This window comes from Stenotrophomonas sp. TWI809 (genome assembly GCF_039673205.1).
Lineage (GTDB): Bacteria > Pseudomonadota > Gammaproteobacteria > Xanthomonadales > Xanthomonadaceae > Stenotrophomonas.
The window spans coordinates 1-19,229 of record NZ_JBDJLE010000040.1 but is presented as its reverse complement, the minus strand read 5'-3'; the positions used below and the strand labels follow the sequence as shown (position 1 = coordinate 19,229).

Genomic DNA, 19,229 nt, shown 5'->3' with positions numbered 1-19,229 from the left:
GCTCTCCGACCGAGCCCATCTGAGCAGCCGACCAACGGTCGGCTCTACACGGTGGGGCCGTCTCCTGAGCAGCCGACCAACGGTCGGCTCTACACGGTGGGGCCGTCTCCTGAGCAGCCGACCAACGGTCGGCTCTACAACAGGTGTGGGCCGTCTTCCAGGACCTGGCGCAGGAACGGCACGGTGATGCGGCGCTGCGCCGCCAGCGATTCGCGGTCCAGCCAATCCAACAGACTGACCAGGCTGCCCAGCTCGCGACCGGTACGGGTCAGCAACCATTCGATCGCCGCTTCATCGATCGCCAGGCCACGTCGCGCCGCGCGCTCGCGCAGCACCGCCGCGCGGCCTTCGTCATCCAGCGGCTGCAGCACCACGCGCACGCATTGCTGCAGGCGTGAGCGCAGGTCCGGCAACACCAGCCCAAGTTGATCCGGCGCGTGCTGCGCGGTGTACAGCAGGGTGATGCCCGCCGCGCGCGCACGGTTGTGGAAATCGAACAGCGCCACTTCGTCTTCGCGCTGCCCGGCCACGGCATCCAGCCCATCCAGCGCGACCAGGTCGCGGCCTTCCAGTGATTCCAGCGCGGCGCGCGTACGCCCCACCACCGCCTTCAGCGGCAGATAGGTCGGCTGGCGGCCGGCCTGTTCGGCCAGCGAGCACATCGCCAGCGCCTGATGGGTCTTGCCGGTGCCCGGCGCGCCCTCCAGATACACCCAGTCGTGCGCGGCGCCCACGGCAATGGCGCGCAGCTGCGCCAGCGCGCCATCCGGCGCACCGATGAAGGTCTCCAACCGCTCGTCCTGCGGGTAGCGCAGGGCAAGCGGCAACTGCGGAACGACACTCACTGTGCGTCCGGCCCCTTCGGGGTGCCGACGATCACGATCTCGGGCTTGTCGACGTAGGCATCGAGCACGATCGCCGATTTCTCACCGGCGTACAGATCGCTCTGGCGATAGCGCTGATGTGCATAACGCAGCAGCACGTTGCTGACCGCCGCCACCGGCAGGGCCAGCAGCATGCCGAGGAAGCCGAACAGCTGGCCACCGGCCATCACCGCGAAGATCACCGCCACCGGGTGCAGGCCGATCTTGTCGCCGACGATGCGCGGGGTCAGCACGTAGCTTTCCAGCAACTGACCCACGGTGAACACGACGCCGACCAGGATCAGCAGCTTCAGATCGAAGCCCTGCGCCTGCACCAGCGCCGCCGCGACCGCCATGACGATGCCGGTGGTCGCGCCGAGGTACGGGATGAAGCTGATCAGGCCGGCCACCAGGCCGATCAACAGGCCCAGTTTCAGGCCGACCAGCGACAGGCCGGCGGCGTACACCACGCCCAGCGCGATCATCACCAGGAACTGGCCGCGGATGAACGCACCGAGCACTTCGTCCGACTCACGCGCCAGCTTGGTGATGGTGCCGACATGGTTGCGCGGAATCATCGAGGCCACGCGCTCGACCAGCTTGTCCCAGTCGCGCAGGAAGTAGAACGCCAGGATCGGCAGCAGCAGGATGTTGACCACCCAGGTCACCATCGTGAACCCCGAGCGCTGCACGTAGCCAAAGAAGGTCTTGGCGAAGCCGCCGGCCTGCTGCCAATGGCTGCGCACCCATTCGATCAGGCGATCCGGATCCATCCACTGCATGATCTCCAGCCCGGTTTTCTGCTCGAACCACGGGATGCCTTTTTCCATCAGCCACTGCTGGGCCTGCGGGATCGCCGCCACCAGGGTGGCGACCTGGCGCTCGATCATCGGCACCAGGATCAGCAAGGCGGCGGTGATCAACAGGCTCATCGCCACGAACACCAGCACCACGCCGGTGTTGCGCGAGCGACCGGTAGCCTCGATCCGGTCGACCAGCGGGTCACCCAGCCACGCCAACGCCAGGGCCAGCACGAACGGGGTCAGGATCGGGCCAAGCAGCCAGATCACCCAGCCGGCGGCGAGCGCCACCAGGACGTATTTCAACCGCCTGAGGAACTGCGCGATTTCCGCTTCGGGGGTGAGGATCATCGCAGGCGGTACTCGTTGCTGGGCGGCGGCGGCAGGGCCGAGGGGTTGGTTTCATCGATCGGCACCGGCAGTGCCAGCGGCGCGGTCGGCGCGATCACGCCGTTGTCGCCGAGCATGCGGTTCAGGCCGGCCAGGCCGGTGGTCAGTTCCAGCGACAGCTCCAGGCGATCGCCCGAGGCGCGCACCGGGGTGACGTTGCGGACCACGGCAGTCTCGCGCAGGCCGGCGGCCAGGCGCATGTAATCCTCGGCACTGTTCAGGCCCAGCACCACGATCGTGTAGGTCCCGGCGGCGCCGGTGGCGGCCCCGGCCTTGGCGTAGCGGCGCACCAGCGCATCCGCGGCGCCGTCGGCACCGCTGGCCATCGCACGGCGGGCGTCGCTGTCCTTGGTGGTCCACTTGTTCAGTTCTTTGCCGCCATCAACGAACACCCAGTCCGCCACCCAGCCGCTGCCATCGCGGTAGAGCTTGCCGATCAGCTGCATCGGTGGGGCATAGCGCGCGGAGGCCCGCGCCACGGCGGCCGTGTCCTGGCGCCAGATCGCGCCGACCAGTGCCTGCTCGGCGGCGCTGCCCGAGGGCAGGCCCAGCTTGTAGCCGCGCTCGATGGCGCGGTTGAGCAGCGGGCGGGCCGCATTGGCCTGCTGGACGGTCACCAGGCGCGGGCCGGAGCCATCATCGATGGCCAGCCAGATCACCGGCTTCGGGCGGGGCTGCGGCCACAGCGGCAGCCCGAGGGCAGAGATCAGCCCATCGACGTCATCCTCGCGGAAGCGCGCCACCAGGATGGTGCGGTAGCTCGGCGCGCCACCGGCCGAGGTGCTCTGGTCCTGGCGGTAGTCATAGCTGGCCACGTAATCCTTGGCATTGCGCAGGGCCTGCATCACGCCGGGGCGGCTCATCACGCTGCGGTCGCCCGAGAGTTTGGCCAGCACATTGCCCAGCGCCCTGGCCAGGGCACCGTTGCGGTCCGAATCGGCCTGGCTGTTGACCGGGACCTCGGCCTCGTAAGCGCCACTGGCACTGGCCACATCGCCTTCGGTGCGCAGGCCGCTCTGGGCCATCGAGGCCACCGGCAGGCACAACGCGAGGAACATCATGAAAAAGAGGCTGCGGCGCATCAGGACTTCCATTGAGCGTATCCGGGGGGAATTGTTGCCCGAATAGGGCCTGCGCGCCAACGTGGCCTGTTAAAATCGCGCTTTCACCCCAGCGCAGCGCCGACGCCCGTGACCAATTCCCCGTCCAATCCCTCTCCCCTGACCTACCGCGACGCCGGTGTCGATATCGACGCGGGCAATGAGCTGGTCGAGCGCATCAAGCCGCTGGTGAAGCGCAGTTTCCGCCCGGAAGTCATGGGCGGACTGGGTGGCTTCGGCGCCCTGTTCGACCTCTCCAACAAGTACCGCGAGCCGGTCCTGGTCTCGGGCACGGACGGCGTGGGCACCAAGCTGAAGCTCGCACAACAGCTGGGCCGCCACGACACGATCGGCATCGATCTGGTCGCGATGTGCGTGAACGACGTGTTGGTCCAGGGTGCCGAGCCGCTGTTCTTCCTGGATTATTTCGCCACCGGCAAGCTGGACATCGACACCGCTGCGGCGGTCGTGGGCGGCATCGCCAACGGCTGCACCGAGGCCGGTTGCGCGCTGATCGGCGGTGAGACCGCTGAAATGCCCGACATGTATGCCCCGGGCGAGTACGACCTGGCCGGCTTCACCGTCGCCGGCGTCGAGAAGAGCGAAATGAAGGACGGCGCCAGCGTGGCCGCCGGCGACGTGCTGATCGGCATCGCCTCCTCCGGCCCGCATTCCAACGGCTACTCGCTGGTGCGCCGCATCTATGACCGCGCCGGTCAGCCGGCCGATCTGGAGCTGGACGGCGGGGTCAAGCTGGTCGATGCGCTGATGGCGCCGACCCGCCTGTACGTCAAGCCGATCCTGGCGCTGCTCAAGACCCACGGCGCGGCGATCCACGGCATGGCCCACATCACCGGTGGCGGCCTGACCGAGAACATCATCCGCGTGGTGCCCGACGGCCTGGGCCTGGACATCAAGGCCGACGCCTGGACCCTGCCGCCGGTGTTCCAGTGGCTGCAGAAGGAAGGCGCCGTGGCCGACAGCGAGATGTGGCGCACCTTCAACTGCGGCATCGGCTTCGTGCTGATCGTGGCCGCCAGCGACGCCGCCTCGGTCGGTGCCGCGGTGGCCGCGCAGGGCCTGGACCACTGGACCATCGGTGAAGTGACCCGCGCCGACGGCGCCGAACGCGTCAAGATCGGCTGAGCCCGGTCATGGAGCCCCGCCCGGAGGCCGCCGCTCAACCGCCGTCGCTGCCCACCGCAGCGGCGCCGTCCCTGCCGGCCACGGCGGGCGACACCTCGCAGCTGCAGTTGCTGTCGGTCTTCCACTATGTGTTGGCCGGTCTGACCGCCCTGTTCTCGCTGTTCCCGCTGATCTACCTGCTGATGGGCGTGGCGGTGATCTTCGCCGCGCCGGCGCCGCTGGCGCCCGGTGAGGCGCCGCCGCCGTTCGATCCGCGCCTGCTTGGGTGGGTGTTCGTGCTGATCGGCGGGCTGGGCTGCGTTGCCGGGCTGGTGCTGGCCGGTTACATGGCCTATGCCGGGCGCTGCCTGGCGCAGCGCCGGCGTTACCTGCTGTGCATGGTGGTGGCCGGCATCGCCTGCATCTTCATGCCATTCGGTACTGCGCTGGGCGTGTTCACCCTGGTGGTGCTGTCGCGCCCCGCGGTCAAGGCGGCCTTCCCAACCGCATGAGCAGCCGTATCGCCGTCCTTGCCTCCGGCCGGGGCAGTAATCTGCAGGCCATCCTCGATGCCATCGCCGCGCAGCGGTTGGATGCGCAGGTCGTGGCCGTGCTCTCGGACAAGCCCGAAGCCTCGGCCCTGCTCAAGGTGAGCCCGGATCAGCGCTGGGCACGTTCGCCCAAGGACTTCCCGGACCGCGCCGCCTTCGATGCGGCGATGGCCGATGCGCTGGACGCCTTCGCGCCGGACTGGATCGTCTGCGCCGGTTACATGCGCATCCTCGGCCCGGCCTTCGTGGCCCGGTTCGATGGCCGCCTGGTCAACATCCATCCCTCGCTGCTGCCGCTCTACAAGGGGCTGCACACGCATGCGCGCGCACTGGAGGCCGGCGATGCCGAGCACGGCGCCAGCGTGCACTTCGTGGTGCCCGAACTGGATGCCGGCACGGTGCTGGCCCAGGCCCGGGTGCCGGTGCAGGCCGGCGACACCGCCGACGCCCTGGCCCTGCGGGTGCTGGCCGTGGAGCATCCGCTGCTGATCGCCAGCCTGGCGCTGCTGGTCAGCGGCCGCGTAACTGAACAGGCAGGTCAGCTCCAGCTCGATGGTCACCCCCTGTTTAGCCCGCTGCGCCTAGATTGCGCCGGACAGCTGAACCGATAAGCGCCGCGCACACACGCCGCTGATCCCGGCGCTGGCATTCTTTCCCCTCCTCCACCGACCGGCCCGCATGAGAACGCCTTTGTTCAAGCCCGTGCTGCTGATGGCATCCCTGCTGTGCACCGCCGCCCTTGCCCACGCGCAGGAGACGGCCACGCCACCGCTGCCCGCGCTGCCTGCCATGAGCTGGGAAGCGCCGCCGCTGCAGCCGTTCACCGCCACCTACCAGGCCCTCTACAAGGGCAAGCAGGCCGGCGATGCCACCATGCGTGTCACCCACACCGGCGGTGACCAGTGGCGCGTGGACATGCAGGTGGTCGGCCGCAGCGGTTTCGCCAGCGTGCTCGGCTTGAACCTGGAGCAGAGCACGGTGTTCGAGAACCGCAACGGGACCTATGTGCCGTTGAGCCAGAGCACGGTCCGCAAGGGCCTGTTCCTGGGCAAGAAGGTCACCGGCACCTATGACTGGCAGGCCGGTACCGCCCAATGGCTGGGCGATCTGAAGAAGGAACGCCGCCAGCCGATCCCGCTGCAGCCCGGCGACCAGAGTGCGCTGCTGCTGAACCTGGCGATCATGCGCGATGCGCGTCCCGGCGGGCAGATGCATTACCGCTACGTGGACGTGGGCCGCGTCCGCCAGCACGACTACCAGGCCGCACCGGACACCGAGAACGTGCCCGTCGGCGATCTGTCCTACAACGCGCTGCGGGTGTATCGCACCAACGGCGGCAATGACGAAACCATCCTCTGGATCGCCAACGGTGTCCCCACGCCGGTCCGCATCCTGCAACGCGAAGACGGCGAAGATCGGATTGATCTGCGCCTGATCGAATACCAAGGAGTCTGAGCATGACCACACTGAACCGTCCGCTGACCTGGATCGCCGCCGGCGCCCTTGCCGTGGTGAGCCTGCCGGCCATGGCGCTGCAGCCGTTCAAGGCCGATTACCAGGCCAGCTACATGGGCATGCAGGCCAACGGCACCATGACCCTGGCCAGCGAAGGCGCCAACAAGTGGCGCTACAGCCTGAACGTGAAGAACCAGCTGGCCGATCTCAGCCAGACCACCGTGTTCGAAGAGGCCAACGGCCGCCTGCGCCCGCTGACCAGCAACGACCGCTCGGTGCTGCTGGTCAAGAAGCGCAATGTCGATGCCAACTACAACTGGAACAGCAACCAGGCCACCTGGACCGGCGACGTCAAGCCGGACCGCCGTGGTCCGGTGGCGCTCAAGCCCGGCGACATGGATGCCCTGCTGATCAACCTGGCGATCGCGCGTGATCTGGCCGCCGGCAAGCCGCTGAACTACCGTATGGTGGACGAAGGCCGGATCAAGCCGATGTCCTACAAGGTGGTCGGCAAGGAAAAGATCACCGTGGCGGGCAAGTCCTACGACGCGACCAAGGTCTCGCGCGTGGACGGCAACAAGGAGCTGATCGCCTGGATCGTGCCGGAGTTTCCGGTGCCGGCGCGTCTGCTGCAGCGTGAGAGCGGCAAGGATGCGCTGGATCTGACGATCAAAGGGATGAACTGACCAAGAAAAACGCCCGCTTTCGCGGGCGTTTTTTCATTCCGGCCTGGCCTCGCCGAACACCGTCTTGCAGTCCACCCGGATCTGCTGCCGCGTGTCGCGCCAGTAGTAGGTGCTGCACTGCCGGTTGCCGTCGACACTCTTGTCCACGCCGACCGCATAGAACGACTGGAACACTTCGGTACGGCTGACCGTGCCGTCCGCGTTCCAGTCCATGTCTTCCTGCTGGATGCCCTGGGTGATCGCGATGCCGGCGTACCAGGCGTAGCCCAGCCACGCCAGCACGATCAGTACCAGCACCAGCAGCGCCTTGCGGCGGCGGGTGAACCGGCCGCGCAGGATCATGCGGCGATACGCCGGATGGTGGCGCCCAGCGAGGACAGCTTCTCTTCGATGTTCTCGTAGCCGCGGTCCAGGTGGTAGATGCGGTCGATGGTGGTGTCACCCTCGGCCATCAGGCCAGCCAGGATCAGCGAGGCCGACGCGCGCAGATCGGTCGCCATCACCGGCGCGCCGCTCAGCTGCTCGGCACCGCGCACGATCGCGGTATGGCCTTCGACCTGGATGTCCGCGCCCAGGCGCAGCAGCTCGTTGACGTGCATGAAACGGTTTTCGAAGATCGTTTCGTTGATCACGCCCACGCCGTCGGCCACGCAGTTGAGCGCCATGAACTGCGCCTGCATGTCGGTCGGGAACGCCGGGTACGGCGCGGTGGTCAGGTTGACCGCGCGCGGGCGCTTGCCGCCCATGTCCAGGGTGATGCTGTCTTCGGTGGTCTCGATGTGCGCACCGGCCTCCACCAGCTTGGCCAGCACCGCATCCATGGTGTTCGGGCGGGCACGATTGACCGTGACCTTGCCGCCGGTCATCGCCGCGGCGACCAGGAAGGTGCCGGTTTCGATGCGGTCGGGCAGCACCTCATGACGGCCACCGGACAGCGTCTCCACGCCTTCGATCACCAGGCGGGCAGTGCCCAGGCCTTCGATCTTCGCGCCGAGCGCGATCAGGCAGTGCGCCAGATCGGTGACTTCCGGCTCCATTGCGGCGTTGTCCAGCACGGTGGTGCCTTCCGCGAGCACGGCGGCCATCAGCACGTTCTCGGTGCCGGTGACGCTGACCATGTCGAAGGTGAAATGCGCACCCTTCAGACGCTTGGCCTGCGCCTTGATGAAGCCGTTCTCGACGGTGATCTCCGCCCCCAGGGCCTGCAGGCCCTTGATGTGCTGGTCGACCGGACGCGAACCGATCGCGCAGCCGCCCGGCAGCGACACTTCAGCCGCACCGAAGCGGGCCAGCAGCGGGCCGAGCACCAGGATCGAGGCGCGCATGGTCTTGACCAGCTCGTACGGGGCCACGTGCTGATTGACCGAGCGCGGGTCGACCACGATCGCGCTGCCGCGCGAGAGGGTGCCCTGGTCGATGGTGACCTTGGCGCCCAGCTCACCGAGCAGCTTCACGGTGGTGACCACGTCGTGCAGGTGCGGCACGTTGGTGATCTCCACCGGCGCATCGGCCAGCAGCGTCGCGCACAGGATGGGGAGGACAGCGTTCTTGGCGCCGGAAATGTTCACTTCACCGTGCAGCGGCTTGCCGCCGGTCACTACGATCTTGGCCATGGAATCTACTTGAATTGAGGTAGAGCCGACCGTTGGTCGGCTGATCTGATTGGTCGGCTGATCTAATCGGTCCGCGGACTAACCCGCTTCGCCAGGGGTGACGGTCTTCAGCGCCAGCGCATGAATCGCCCCGCCCATCAGATCGCCCAGGGTCGCGTAGACCATGCGGTGACGCGCCAGCGGCATTTTGCCGGCAAAGGCGTCGCAGACCACGGTGGCCTCGAAGTGCACGCCGTCGTCACCCTGCACGTCCGCGCGGGCGCCAGGCAGGCCGGTTTCGATCAGATTGCGGATGGTCTCGGCGTCCAACGGGCTTTCCTAATAAAATGAGCGCTCATTCTACTCTTCCACGTGGCGCTCGCATGGCTGTCTCGCCCCAACTTCCCCATCCGGCCGACGCTGCGGCACTGGTCGCCAGCGGCCGCCGCGTGTTCGAGATCGAGCGCGATGCGCTGGGCGCGGTCGCCGAGCGGCTGGGCGAAGCGTTCAGCCAGGCCTGCCAGCTGGTCCTGCAGAGCAAGGGCCGCGTGGTCGCCACCGGCATGGGCAAGTCCGGCCATGTCGCCCGCAAGATCGCCGCCACGCTGGCTTCGACCGGCACCCCGGCCTTCTACGTGCACCCCGGTGAAGCCGGCCACGGCGATCTGGGCATGATCACCGAGGCCGACGTGGTGCTGGCGCTGTCCTATTCGGGCGAGTCCGATGAGCTGCTGATGCTGCTGCCGGTGCTCAAGCGCCAGGGCAACCGCCTGATCGCGATGACCGGCCGCCCGCAGTCCAGCCTGGCCACCGCCGCCGACGTTCACCTGGATGTCAGCGTGCCGGCCGAGGCCTGCCCGCTGGCGCTGGCCCCGACCTCCAGCACCACCGCCTCGCTGGCGATGGGCGATGCGCTGGCCGTGGCCCTGCTCGATGCCCGCGGCTTCACCGCCGACGACTTCGCCCGCTCCCACCCGGCCGGCAGCCTGGGCCGCCGCCTGCTGCTGCACATCACCGATGTCATGCACAGCGGCGATGAGCTGCCGCGCGTGGACGTCGGCGCCAGCCTCAGCGAAGCCCTGGTGGAGATGAGCCGCAAGCGGCTGGGCATGACCGCGGTAGTGGATGCCGACAACCGTCTGATCGGCCTGTTCACCGACGGCGACCTGCGCCGCGCGCTGGATACCGAGCTGGACGTGCGCAGCGCGCGGATCGCCGATGTGATGACCCGCGGCCCGCGCACCATCGGGGCCGATCAGCTCGCGGCCGAAGCGGCGCAGCTGATGGAAGCCCACAAGATCAATGGCTTGATGGTGGTCGATGCCGAAGGCCGCCTGGTCGGCGCGCTCAACATTCATGACCTGTTGCGGGCCCGGGTGGTTTAAACCACAGTTGCCTTCCTCCATTCAGCTGAGCTGCCCCCAGACGATGCCCTACTCCCCGTTGCCCGGTTTCCCGTCCCACCTGCATGCCGCTGCCGGCCGTATCCGGCTGGCCTGCTTCGACGTGGACGGCACGCTCACCGACGGTCGGCTCTACTACGACAAGGACGGCAACGAGAGCAAGGCGTATTACGTGCAGGACGGACTCGGCCTGAAACTGCTGCAACACCACGGTATCCACCCGGTGCTGATCACCGCGCGCAACAGCCAATCCGCGCTCAAGCGTGGGGCGGACCTGGGCATCGATACCCAGATCGCGGTTGGCGACAAGCTGGCCAGCGTCAAGGCGCTGTGTGAGCAGTACGGCATCGGCCTGGACCAGGTGGCCTTCATGGGTGACGACCTGCCCGATCTCGGCCCGCTGTGCGCGGTCGGCCTGGCGGTCGCGCCGGCCAATGCCCACCCGTGGATCGCCGAGCGGGTGCACTGGCAGACCCGCAGCGATGGCGGCAAGGGCGCGGCGCGTGAGCTGTGCGACGTGCTGTTGGCCGCCCAGGGCCATGTGGATGCGGTGCTGGCGAGGTTCGGCGCATGAACGTGCGTACCGCCATCGGTGGCCTGCTGCTGGTCGCCGCACTGCTGACCGGCTGGCTGGCCCTGCACCATCGCGACAAGGCCCCCGCGGCCGAGGGCGAGGATGCCACCAAGGATTACGTGCTGCATGATTTCCAGATCGTGGCGCTGGACGAACAGGGCAAGGAATCCACCACCCTGCGCGCCCCGCTGCTGGAGCGTGCACGCAGCGATGAAACGATGACCCTGACCACGCCCGTGTTCCTGCTGCCCGACCAGGACGGCAACCACTGGGAAATGCGTGGCGACAGTGGCTGGGTCAGCGCCAAGGGCGACCAGCTCAAGCTCATCGGCAACGTCAGCGGCGACAGCCCCAAGGTTGCCGGTGCACCGCCCACCACCTTCCGCACCGATCATCTGGACGTGTTCCCGAAAGAGAACCGTGCCAAGACCGATGCCCGGGTCACCATGACCCGCCCGGGCCTGTCGCAGACAGGTGTCGGCTTCGAAGCCGAAATGAAAACCCGGCAGTACAAACTCCTTTCACAGGTCAAGACCCGCTATGAACCGAACGCTGCCCGCTAAGCTCGCGCTGCTCGCCCTGCTGCTGCCCGGCGTGGCGCTGGCCAAGTCGTCCGACCGCAACCAGCCGATGAACCTGGAATCCAACAGCAACGATTGCAACCTGACCGACGATGCGGGCAAGTGCACGTTCACCGGCAACGTGGTGATCACCCAGGGCAGCCTGGTGATCCACGCCGCCAACGCCGATCTGTTCCGCAAGAACGGCGATATCGAACGCGTCGTGCTGACCGGCAAGCAGGCCACACTGGAACAGGAAATGGATGACGGCTCCAAGATGAATGCCTGGGCCGACAACATGGACTACAACGTCAACAGCGAAGTGATCATCCTCACCGGCAACTACAAGGTCGAGTCGCCGCGCGGCACCAACAGCGGCCAGAAGATGACGTACAACACCCGCACCGGCAACATGCAGAGCGGTGGCGACGGCACCCGCGTGCGCACGGTCATCCAGCCCAAGAACAAGGGCGCCGCACCGGCCACCCCGGCTGCCAAGCCGGCCACGCCCGCGGCCAAGCCGGCCACTCCGCCCGCCGCCGGGAGCAAGAAGTAATGCTCGTCGCCAAAGGCCTGCGCAAGCGCTACAAGCAGCGTGAAGTCGTCAAGGATTTCGGGCTGACCCTGGAGGCCGGTGAAGTGGTCGGCCTGCTCGGCCCCAACGGTGCCGGCAAGACCACATGCTTCTACATGATCGTCGGCCTGGTCGAGACCGATGCCGGCAGCATCGTGCTGGACGGCAAGGACATCACCAGCGACCCGATGTACACCCGCGCCAAGCAGGGCGTAGGCTACCTGCCGCAGGAACCCTCGGTGTTCCGCAAGCTGACCGTGGCCGACAACCTGCGCCTGGTGCTGGAACTGCGCGAGGACCTGGACAAGGCCGGCCGCGAAAAGGAACTGGCCAGCCTGCTGGACGAGCTGCAGATCAACCACGTGGCCGACCAGCTCGGTGCGAGCCTCTCCGGTGGTGAGCGCCGCCGTTGTGAAATCGCCCGCGCGCTGGCCGCCAAACCGCGCCTGATCCTGCTCGATGAACCATTCGCCGGTGTCGACCCGATCTCGGTCGGTGAAATCCAGCGCATCGTCACCCACCTCAAGCAGCGCGGGATCGGGGTGCTGATCACCGACCACAATGTCCGCGAAACCTTGGGAATCTGCGACCGCGCGTATATCCTCAACGAGGGCAGCGTGCTGGCACAGGGCGCGCCGGACGAGATCCTGGCCAACGCCGACGTCCGCCGCGTCTACCTTGGGGACACCTTCAAGCTCTGATCCAGCGGCCGCCGCAACGCCTTCCTTCCGTTCGGCACAGGCATGAAAGCACGGCTGCAGACATCGATGGGGCAACACCTGGTCATGACGCCGCAGCTGCGTCAGGCGATCAAGCTGTTGCAGATGTCCAGCGCCGAGCTGGAGCTGGAAATCAACGAAGCGGTGGAGACCAACCCGCTGCTGGACTGGGCCGAGAACGCTGAACCGGCGCTCGAGGCCAGTCCTGGCGAGGACACGCCCCCGCCCGCCCCCACCGATACCCACGCCGATGGCGAGCACCAGGTCTCGGCCAGCGACGACTGGTCACCCGGCGAAGGCGACTGGACCAGCGGCAGCAGCGGCGGCTCCTTCGACGATGACGACAACGGCAGCGCCGCCGAACGCGTGGCCGAGACCGAATCGCTGGCCGACCACCTGCTCTGGCAGTTGCACCTGTCGCACCTGTCGGCCCGCGACCGCAGCATTGGCGCGGCCCTGATCGATGCCTTCGAAGAAGACGGTTACCTGCGCGAGCCCCTGGCGACCATCGCCGAAACCCTGCTCCCGACCATCCAGGCCGATGAGGCTGAAATCCTGACCGTGCTGCACCAGATCCAGCGCTTCGACCCGGTCGGGGTCGGTGCGCGCTCCCTGGGTGAATGCCTGGACCTGCAGCTGCTGGTACTGCCCGCGCAGACCCCGGGCCTGGCCCTGGCCCGGCGCATCGCCGATGGCCCGCTGGAGCGCCTGCCCCGCAGCGGCGTGGCCGGCATCGCCCACGAGCTGCGCGAGCCACTGGCCGAGGTGGAGGTCGCGGTGCAGCTGCTGCGCTCGCTGGACCCGCGCCCGGGTACCCAGATCGGCGATCTCTCCCACGACAGCTACGTGGTGCCGGACTGTGTGGTCTGGCGCCAGAACGGCGTCTGGCGGGCCGCCCTGGCCGGCCACGCCGGGCCCAGAGTGGTCATCCACCGCGGCTACGAGCAGCTGATCCGCCGCTGCGGCGAGGCCGACGCCGGCTACATGCGCGCCCACCTGCAGGAGGCACGCTGGCTGCTCAAGGGCCTGGAGGCCCGCGGCGAGACCCTGCTGCGGGTGATGCGCTGCCTGCTCGACCAGCAGGCCGCGTTCCTGGAGTTCGGCGAACAGGCGCTGCGCCCACTGACCCTGCGTGAAGTGGCCGGCGAGCTCGGCCTGCACGAATCCACCATTTCACGCGCGATCGCCCGCAAGTACGTGCGCACCCCGCGCGGCACCCTGCCGCTGCGCGCGTTCTTCGCCTCCGGCATCGATACCGACAGTGGCGGCGAAGCGTCCAGCACCGCCATCCAGGCCATGCTGCGCCGGCTGATCGATGACGAGAACCCGCGTAAGCCGCTTTCTGACGCCAAGCTGGCTGACCTGCTCAAAACCTCGGGAATACCGGTGGCGCGACGCACCGTGGCGAAGTATCGTGAAGCCATGAACATTTCCGCCTCGCACGAAAGGGTAAGAATCGTCTGACGCTCCACCGCGCCCGGCGGGAAGGTTCATTGGCACATCCGAACAAAGGAGAAACCCGATGCACATCGAGACGTTTGGCAAGGACCACCTTGAGATCACCCCGGCTCTGAACGAGTACGTGGAGACCAAGCTGGAACGGCTGAGGAAGCACTTCGACCAGCACTGCGAGGTTCGCGTGCAACTGTCGATCCGCAAGCCGGAGCACCATGCCGATGCGAGTGTGAATGTTCCCGGGCAGACTCTGCACGCGGACGCCAGCGGCCCCACCATGTACGCCGCGATCGACATCCTGGCCGACAAGCTTGACCGCCTGGTCATCAAGCACAAAGAGAAAAAGCAGCAGCACGCACCGCAACCGCTGCCGGTGGGCGACAATGAGGGCTGATGCCCTCGTTTCCACCCCGACATGCCTCTGACTGATCTTCTGGCGGCCGTCCGCACGCAAGTGCTGCCGGCCGCCGATCGCGACAGCGTGCTGAAGGCCGCAGCCCGCCTGCTGGCCTGCCGCGAAGCCAACGCCGAGCTGCTGTACCAGAACCTGTGCCAGCGCGAGACGCTGGGCAGCACCGCGATCGGCCACGGCATCGCCATTCCCCACGGCCGTGCCCCCCTGCTTGAACGCCCCCGCGGCGCCCTGCTGCGGCTGGAATCGCCGGTGGAATTCGGCGGCGATGAACCGGTCGACCTGGTCTTCGCGATTGCCGTGCCTGCGCACTACACCCATCAACACCTGATGCTGCTCTCCGAGCTGGCCGAGCTGTTCTCCGAACCGGCCATCCGCCAGGCGCTGCGCGAAGCGCGCGACGGCGACGAGCTGCGTCGGGTCATCGAATTCCCCCCGCCGGCGAGTGCCGCATGAATACCAGCATCACCGCGCGCGAACTGTTCGAACAGCAGCGTGACCGCCTGAGCCTGCGCTGGGTCGCCGGCCAGCAGGGCGAGCGCCGTGAGCTGGAGGCCGGCAACAAGGTCTCCCGTCGTCCTTCGCTGGCCGGCTACCTCAACGCGATCTACCCCAACAAGGTGCAGATCCTGGGCACCGAGGAACTGTCCTGGCTGGACTCGCTGGACTCACGCCAACGCTGGGAGACCATCGAGCGGATCATGCAGTCCCATCCGCTGGCGCTGGTGATCACCCGCAACCAGTCCTGCCCGGAGGACCTGCGCGCGGCCGCGGACGAATCGCAGACCCCGCTGTGGATTTCGCCCAAACGCGGCCACGAACTGCTCAACCACCTGTCCTACCACCTGGCGCGCACGCTGGCGCCGCGGGTGATCCTGCATGGCGTGTTCATGGAGATCTACTCCATCGGCGTACTGATCACCGGTGAAGCCGGCTCGGGCAAGAGCGAGCTGGCGCTGGAGCTGCTCAGCCGCGGCCACCGCCTGGTCGCCGACGATGCCCCTGAGTTCACCCAGATCGCCCCGGACGTGCTCGACGGCACCTGCCCGGAGCTGCTGCAGGACCTGCTGGAAGTCCGCGGCCTGGGCGTGCTCAACGTGCGCGAGATGTTCGGTGACACGGCGGTAAAGAAGAACAAGTACCTTCGGCTGATCGTCCACCTGACCAAGCCGATGACCGAGCCCACCCCCTACGGCTATGAACGCCTCACCGGCGACTCGGGTACCCGCCACGTGCTGGACCTGGATGTGCCGCTGATCACCCTGCCGGTGATGCCCGGCCGCAACCTGGCCGTGCTGACCGAAGCCGCCACGCGCCTGCACATCCTGCGGACCAAGGGCATCGACCCGGCCGCGATGTTCATCGCCCGCCACAGCAACATGTTGGAACGCCGCACGCCATGACCACACCCGCCCCCGCCTCCGCCCCGACCGCCGCCACCCTGATCATCGTCAGTGGGCTGTCCGGGTCCGGCAAGACGGTCGCGCTGAAGACCTTCGAAGACCTCGATTACTACTGCTCGGACAACCTGCCGATCGACCTGCTGCCGGATTTCGTGCGCAGCCTGCTCGGCGATCCCGGCCGCGAGGCCCCGCGCCGGCTGGCGGTCGGCATCGACGTGCGTGCGCAGAGTGACCTGACCCAGCTCTCGCACTGGCGCGAGGATGCCAAGGCCGCCGGCCTGGATGCGCAGCTGCTGTTCTTCGATGCCACCGATGAAACCCTGCTCAAGCGCTACGCCGACACCCGTCGCCGACATCCGCTGAGCCAGCTCGGGCTGTCGCTGCCCGAAGCGATCGCCCGAGAGCGCGAACTCACCGCGCCGCTGCGCGCCGCCGCCGATGCGGTGATCGATACCAGCCATCTCAACGTGCACCAGCTGCGCCGCAAGGTGGTGACCGAGTTCGCGCTGGCCCATGGCAACAAGCTCTCGCTGCTGTTCGAATCGTTCGCCTACAAGCGCGGCGTGCCGGCCGAAGCGGACTTCGTGTTCGACGTGCGCGTGCTGCCCAATCCGCATTGGGATCCGGAGCTGCGCCCGCTGTCCGGCCGCGATGCCGGGGTGCGCGAGCATCTGGACGAACAACCCGATGTGCAGCGCTATGCGGGCCAGCTGGTCGATTTCCTCGACACCTGGCTGCCGCGGCTGGGCAATGACACCCGCAGCTATGTGACCGTCGCCTTCGGCTGCACCGGCGGCAAGCATCGCTCGGTGTACATGGCCGAGCGCATGGCCCGCCATGCCCGCGATCAGGGCTGGCCCGAAGTGGCCACCTTCCACCGCGAACTGGACTGAAAACGGGATTGCCGGCAGTGGCCGGCAGCCCGGGGGATCGGGCGTGGCGCCATGCCCGCCCGGCCCACGAAGCGACGGCACCGCGTTGCCTTGTCCTGCTCCGGGCGGGGACAGGTCATCGACACGCTGAACCGCGGAACACAGCAGTCTTTCACGCGTGCTATCGCCAATTCATGTTGACCTGTTAACGTTCGGGAATGACCTGTGGCATTCTCCTCGTAACTCATCCCGGTGTCGGCACGGCCCTGCTGGACGTGGCGACCCGTCTGCTGCGGCACCTGCCGCTGAAGACCGAAGCTTTCGAAGTACCGTTCGACGCAGATATGGACGTCCTGCTCCCGCTCGCCTCGGCCGCTTTGCGCCGGGTGGACAGTGGCCAGGGCGTGCTGATCCTGACCGACCTGTACGGCGCCAGCCCCAGCAATCTGGCCGGGCAACTGGCTCGTCTGGGCACCCCGGCACGCCGGGTTTCGGCGCTGAGCCTGCCGATGTTGATGCGGGTGATGAATTATCCGGAACAGGGACTGGATCAACTGCCTGCCACAGCCGCGGCAGGCACTCGCAATGGAGCGATTGTCGACGATGCTTGAACGTGAACTCACTGTTTCCAACCGCCTGGGCCTGCATGCCCGCGCCACTGCCAAGCTGGTGCAGGAGCTGGCGCCCTTCCGCTGCAACGTGACCATGGCCGCCAAGGGCCGTGAGATCAATGCCAAGAGCATCATGGGCGTCATGCTGCTGGCCGCCGGCCAGGGCACCCCGGTCACCGTGCGCATCGAGGGCGAAGACGAAGTCGCCGCGATGGACGCGGTGGTCGCCCTGTTCGAGCGGCGTTTCGACGAGGACAACTGAGCATGGGGGGGCAGCCGCGATCGGGATCCTCCGCACCGGCCCGGACCGCGTCCGGGGCGATGCTGTTGTCCGGCCACGGTGCCTCGCGCGGTAACGCCCTGGGCCGTGCCCGGGTGCGCCTGCCGCATGCCCTGGAAGTGGCCGAGCAGCGCATTGCGCCGGCCAAGATCGAAGCCGAGCTGGAGCGCCTGCACGTGGCCGTGGAAGCGGCCCGCGGCGAAATGCACGAGCTGCGCCAGCGCCTACATGGCGCGCTCAACCAGGAGGTCGGCGAATTCCTCGATCTGCATGCCCTGCTGCTCGATGACCCCGAGCTGCTGTTCGGCCTGGACGAACTGATCCGCAGTGGCCCCTACAGCGCCGGCTACGCCTTGCGCGTGCAGCGCGACCGCCTGGCCAAGGTCTTCGATGGCATGGACGATGCCTACCTGAAGAGCCGCATGGACGATCTGGACCATGTGATCGGGCGCATCCATGCCTTCCTGCAGAAGCGCCCGCCGGACGTCAAAGGCATGGCCGGCGAGATCCTGATCTGCGACAACATCGCCCCCTCCGAGCTGGCCCAGCTGCAGGCCCACGGCGTGGTCGGCATCGGCACCGCCGGGGGCAGCGCGCTCTCGCACAGCGCGATCCTGGCGCGCAGCCTGCACCTGCCGTTGATCGTCAACGTCCCGAACGTGCTGCAGAAGGTGGCCGACGGCGACGTGCTGATCATGGACGGCAGCGATGGCACGGTCACCATCAACCCCCAGGCACAGGACCTGCGCGACTACCGCGTGCGCCTGCGCGAGCACGCGCGCGAGCAGCGCGAACTCGGGCGCCTGCGCACCAAACCCAGCCGCACCCGCGACAACGTCGATATCGCCCTGCTCGCCAATGCCGAGTCCAGCGAAGACGTGACCCAGGCGCATGCGCTGGGCGCGCACGGGCTGGGCCTGTACCGCACCGAATTCCTGTTCCTGCAGCGCAACGAGCTGCCGGACGAGCAGGAGCAGTTCGAGACCTACCGCGATGCCGCCCTCGGCATGAGCGGGCGGCCGGTCACCATCCGCACCCTGGACCTGGGCGCGGACAAGGCCGACCGCACCGGGCTGACCCTGAGCAACGAAGAAAACCCGGCGCTGGGCCTGCGTGGCGTGCGCCTGTCGCTGGCGCGGCCGAAAGTGGCCGACACCCAGCTGCGCGCGATCCTGCGCGCCTCGGCCTACGGCAAGCTGCGCATCCTGATCCCGATGGTGAGCACCCGCGAGGAAATCCTTGCGGTCCGCCGGCGCCTGGCCAAGCAGGCCGAACTGCTGCGCGCGGAAGGCCATGAAGTGGCCGAGCACATCCCGTTCGGCGCGATGATCGAAGTACCGGCCGCCGCGATCGCGCTGGAGAGCTTCATCGATCTGGTCGACTTCCTCTCGATCGGCACCAACGATCTGGTCCAGTACCTGCTTGCCGCCGACCGCAACAACGAGGCGGTCGGCGAGCTGTACTCCCCGCTGCACCCGGCGGTGGTGCGCCTGCTCGCGCACATCCTGCGCACCGGCCAGGCGTACAACATTCCGGTGGCGGTCTGCGGCGAGATCGCCGGCGACCCGCTGATGACCCGTCTGCTGCTGGCGCTGGGGCTGACGGAATTCAGCCTGCACCCCGGCACCCTGCTGGAAGTGCGCCGTGCGGTGCGCGACAGCGATCTGTCGGTGCTGCAGGCGATGGCGCCCAAGCTGCTGCAGGCACGCGACCGCCGCGGCATTGAACGCTGGATCGAAAAGGCCCGGTAGTGCCGGGGGGGGGGCGGGCGCGCCCAGAAGCACCAAGAGAAGAAGGGTGGGTG

General features: G+C 67.7%; 24 protein-coding genes. 18 read left to right on the top strand and 6 right to left on the bottom strand.

All coding sequences use genetic code 11. The features are described 5' to 3' along the window. Positions 1-134 precede the first annotated feature (134 nt). From hda to ABE472_RS18390, 3 genes are read right to left on the bottom strand one after another with little or no spacing between them, the layout of a single operon-like run. On the bottom strand, positions 135-845 hold the full coding sequence (gene hda, locus ABE472_RS18400; RefSeq protein ID WP_019185422.1) for a DnaA regulatory inactivator Hda: 711 nt from the start codon (positions 843-845) through the stop codon (positions 135-137). Then, on the bottom strand, positions 842-2,014 hold the full coding sequence (locus tag ABE472_RS18395; protein ID WP_346466770.1) for an AI-2E family transporter: 1,173 nt from the start codon (positions 2,012-2,014) through the stop codon (positions 842-844). The genes hda and ABE472_RS18395 overlap by 4 nt, the downstream gene beginning before the upstream one ends. Beyond that, positions 2,011-3,135 carry a DUF2066 domain-containing protein gene (locus ABE472_RS18390; protein ID WP_313212593.1) on the bottom strand — a complete coding sequence of 375 codons (1,125 nt, stop codon included), beginning with the start codon at positions 3,133-3,135 and terminating at the stop codon, positions 2,011-2,013. Before ABE472_RS18390 ends, ABE472_RS18395 begins: the two co-directional genes overlap by 4 nt. 138 nt (positions 3,136-3,273) lie before the next feature. Between ABE472_RS18390 and purM the strand changes: the two genes are divergently transcribed. The 5 genes from purM to ABE472_RS18365 all read left to right on the top strand — a co-directional run bounded on the left by purM (position 3,274) and on the right by ABE472_RS18365 (position 6,970). Next, entirely contained in the window at positions 3,274-4,299 is a 1,026-nt protein-coding gene (purM, locus tag ABE472_RS18385; protein WP_313212611.1) for a phosphoribosylformylglycinamidine cyclo-ligase, read from the top strand. A gap of 8 nt (positions 4,300-4,307) precedes the next feature. After that, a complete protein-coding gene (locus tag ABE472_RS18380; RefSeq protein WP_313212592.1) occupies positions 4,308-4,790 on the top strand; it encodes a hypothetical protein in 483 nt (160 codons plus the stop codon). Next, the gene (gene purN / locus ABE472_RS18375) at positions 4,787-5,440 is read left to right on the top strand and encodes a phosphoribosylglycinamide formyltransferase (protein ID WP_313212591.1); all 654 of its coding nucleotides are present in this window, start codon (positions 4,787-4,789) and stop codon (positions 5,438-5,440) included. Before ABE472_RS18380 ends, purN begins: the two co-directional genes overlap by 4 nt. Positions 5,441-5,540: 100 nt before the next feature. Next, positions 5,541-6,284, top strand: coding sequence for a DUF3108 domain-containing protein (locus ABE472_RS18370; RefSeq protein WP_313212610.1), 744 nt, complete (start codon positions 5,541-5,543; stop codon positions 6,282-6,284). A gap of 2 nt (positions 6,285-6,286) precedes the next feature. After that, positions 6,287-6,970, top strand: a complete 684-nt coding sequence (locus ABE472_RS18365; RefSeq protein WP_313212590.1) for a DUF3108 domain-containing protein — start codon at positions 6,287-6,289, stop codon at positions 6,968-6,970. Positions 6,971-7,003: 33 nt separating this feature from the next. Here the strand turns inward: ABE472_RS18365 and ABE472_RS18360 are convergent, their stop codons facing one another. The 3 genes from ABE472_RS18360 to ABE472_RS18350 form a co-directional block, all read right to left on the bottom strand. Continuing rightward, positions 7,004-7,312 (bottom strand): EF-hand domain-containing protein, encoded by a 309-nt coding sequence (locus ABE472_RS18360; RefSeq protein ID WP_313212589.1) that lies wholly within the window; start codon positions 7,310-7,312, stop codon positions 7,004-7,006. Continuing rightward, positions 7,309-8,583, bottom strand: coding sequence for a UDP-N-acetylglucosamine 1-carboxyvinyltransferase (murA, locus tag ABE472_RS18355; RefSeq protein WP_313217454.1), 1,275 nt, complete (start codon positions 8,581-8,583; stop codon positions 7,309-7,311). The genes ABE472_RS18360 and murA overlap by 4 nt, the downstream gene beginning before the upstream one ends. Before the next feature lie 78 nt (positions 8,584-8,661). After that, entirely contained in the window at positions 8,662-8,892 is a 231-nt protein-coding gene (locus tag ABE472_RS18350) for a BolA family protein (RefSeq protein ID WP_313212896.1), read from the bottom strand. A 53-nt stretch (positions 8,893-8,945) separates the two neighbouring features. Between ABE472_RS18350 and ABE472_RS18345 the strand changes: the two genes are divergently transcribed. From ABE472_RS18345 to ptsP, 13 genes are all read left to right on the top strand, one after another. After that, positions 8,946-9,947: a KpsF/GutQ family sugar-phosphate isomerase gene (locus ABE472_RS18345; RefSeq protein WP_313217452.1), complete on the top strand. Its 1,002-nt coding sequence runs from the start codon at positions 8,946-8,948 to the stop codon at positions 9,945-9,947. Positions 9,948-9,990: 43 nt separating this feature from the next. Continuing rightward, positions 9,991-10,539 carry an HAD hydrolase family protein gene (locus ABE472_RS18340; RefSeq protein WP_313212891.1) on the top strand — a complete coding sequence of 183 codons (549 nt, stop codon included), beginning with the start codon at positions 9,991-9,993 and terminating at the stop codon, positions 10,537-10,539. Further along, the gene (gene lptC / locus ABE472_RS18335; protein ID WP_346466769.1) at positions 10,536-11,102 is read left to right on the top strand and encodes an LPS export ABC transporter periplasmic protein LptC; all 567 of its coding nucleotides are present in this window, start codon (positions 10,536-10,538) and stop codon (positions 11,100-11,102) included. Before ABE472_RS18340 ends, lptC begins: the two co-directional genes overlap by 4 nt. After that, positions 11,080-11,655 (top strand): lipopolysaccharide transport periplasmic protein LptA, encoded by a 576-nt coding sequence (gene lptA / locus ABE472_RS18330; protein ID WP_313212888.1) that lies wholly within the window; start codon positions 11,080-11,082, stop codon positions 11,653-11,655. The genes lptC and lptA overlap by 23 nt, the downstream gene beginning before the upstream one ends. After that, complete coding sequence (gene lptB, locus ABE472_RS18325) at positions 11,655-12,374, top strand: LPS export ABC transporter ATP-binding protein (RefSeq protein WP_019185407.1); 720 nt, start codon at positions 11,655-11,657, stop codon at positions 12,372-12,374. Before lptA ends, lptB begins: the two co-directional genes overlap by 1 nt. A gap of 42 nt (positions 12,375-12,416) precedes the next feature. After that, entirely contained in the window at positions 12,417-13,856 is a 1,440-nt protein-coding gene (locus ABE472_RS18320) for an RNA polymerase factor sigma-54 (RefSeq protein WP_346464639.1), read from the top strand. A gap of 58 nt (positions 13,857-13,914) precedes the next feature. Further along, positions 13,915-14,241, top strand: coding sequence for a ribosome-associated translation inhibitor RaiA (gene raiA, locus ABE472_RS18315; RefSeq protein WP_046274055.1), 327 nt, complete (start codon positions 13,915-13,917; stop codon positions 14,239-14,241). A 21-nt stretch (positions 14,242-14,262) separates the two neighbouring features. Further along, a complete protein-coding gene (locus tag ABE472_RS18310) occupies positions 14,263-14,715 on the top strand; it encodes a PTS sugar transporter subunit IIA (RefSeq protein WP_121043141.1) in 453 nt (150 codons plus the stop codon). After that, positions 14,712-15,662, top strand: a complete 951-nt coding sequence (hprK, locus tag ABE472_RS18305; protein WP_019185403.1) for an HPr(Ser) kinase/phosphatase — start codon at positions 14,712-14,714, stop codon at positions 15,660-15,662. The genes ABE472_RS18310 and hprK overlap by 4 nt, the downstream gene beginning before the upstream one ends. After that, positions 15,659-16,555: an RNase adapter RapZ gene (rapZ, locus tag ABE472_RS18300; RefSeq protein WP_183073811.1), complete on the top strand. Its 897-nt coding sequence runs from the start codon at positions 15,659-15,661 to the stop codon at positions 16,553-16,555. The genes hprK and rapZ overlap by 4 nt, the downstream gene beginning before the upstream one ends. A gap of 197 nt (positions 16,556-16,752) precedes the next feature. Continuing rightward, positions 16,753-17,145, top strand: coding sequence for a PTS sugar transporter subunit IIA (locus ABE472_RS18295; protein ID WP_019185401.1), 393 nt, complete (start codon positions 16,753-16,755; stop codon positions 17,143-17,145). Continuing rightward, positions 17,138-17,407, top strand: coding sequence for an HPr family phosphocarrier protein (locus tag ABE472_RS18290; protein WP_121043139.1), 270 nt, complete (start codon positions 17,138-17,140; stop codon positions 17,405-17,407). Before ABE472_RS18295 ends, ABE472_RS18290 begins: the two co-directional genes overlap by 8 nt. A 59-nt stretch (positions 17,408-17,466) precedes the next feature. Continuing rightward, the gene (ptsP, locus tag ABE472_RS18285) at positions 17,467-19,176 is read left to right on the top strand and encodes a phosphoenolpyruvate--protein phosphotransferase (RefSeq protein WP_346466768.1); all 1,710 of its coding nucleotides are present in this window, start codon (positions 17,467-17,469) and stop codon (positions 19,174-19,176) included. The last annotated feature ends 53 nt before the right edge of the window (positions 19,177-19,229 follow it).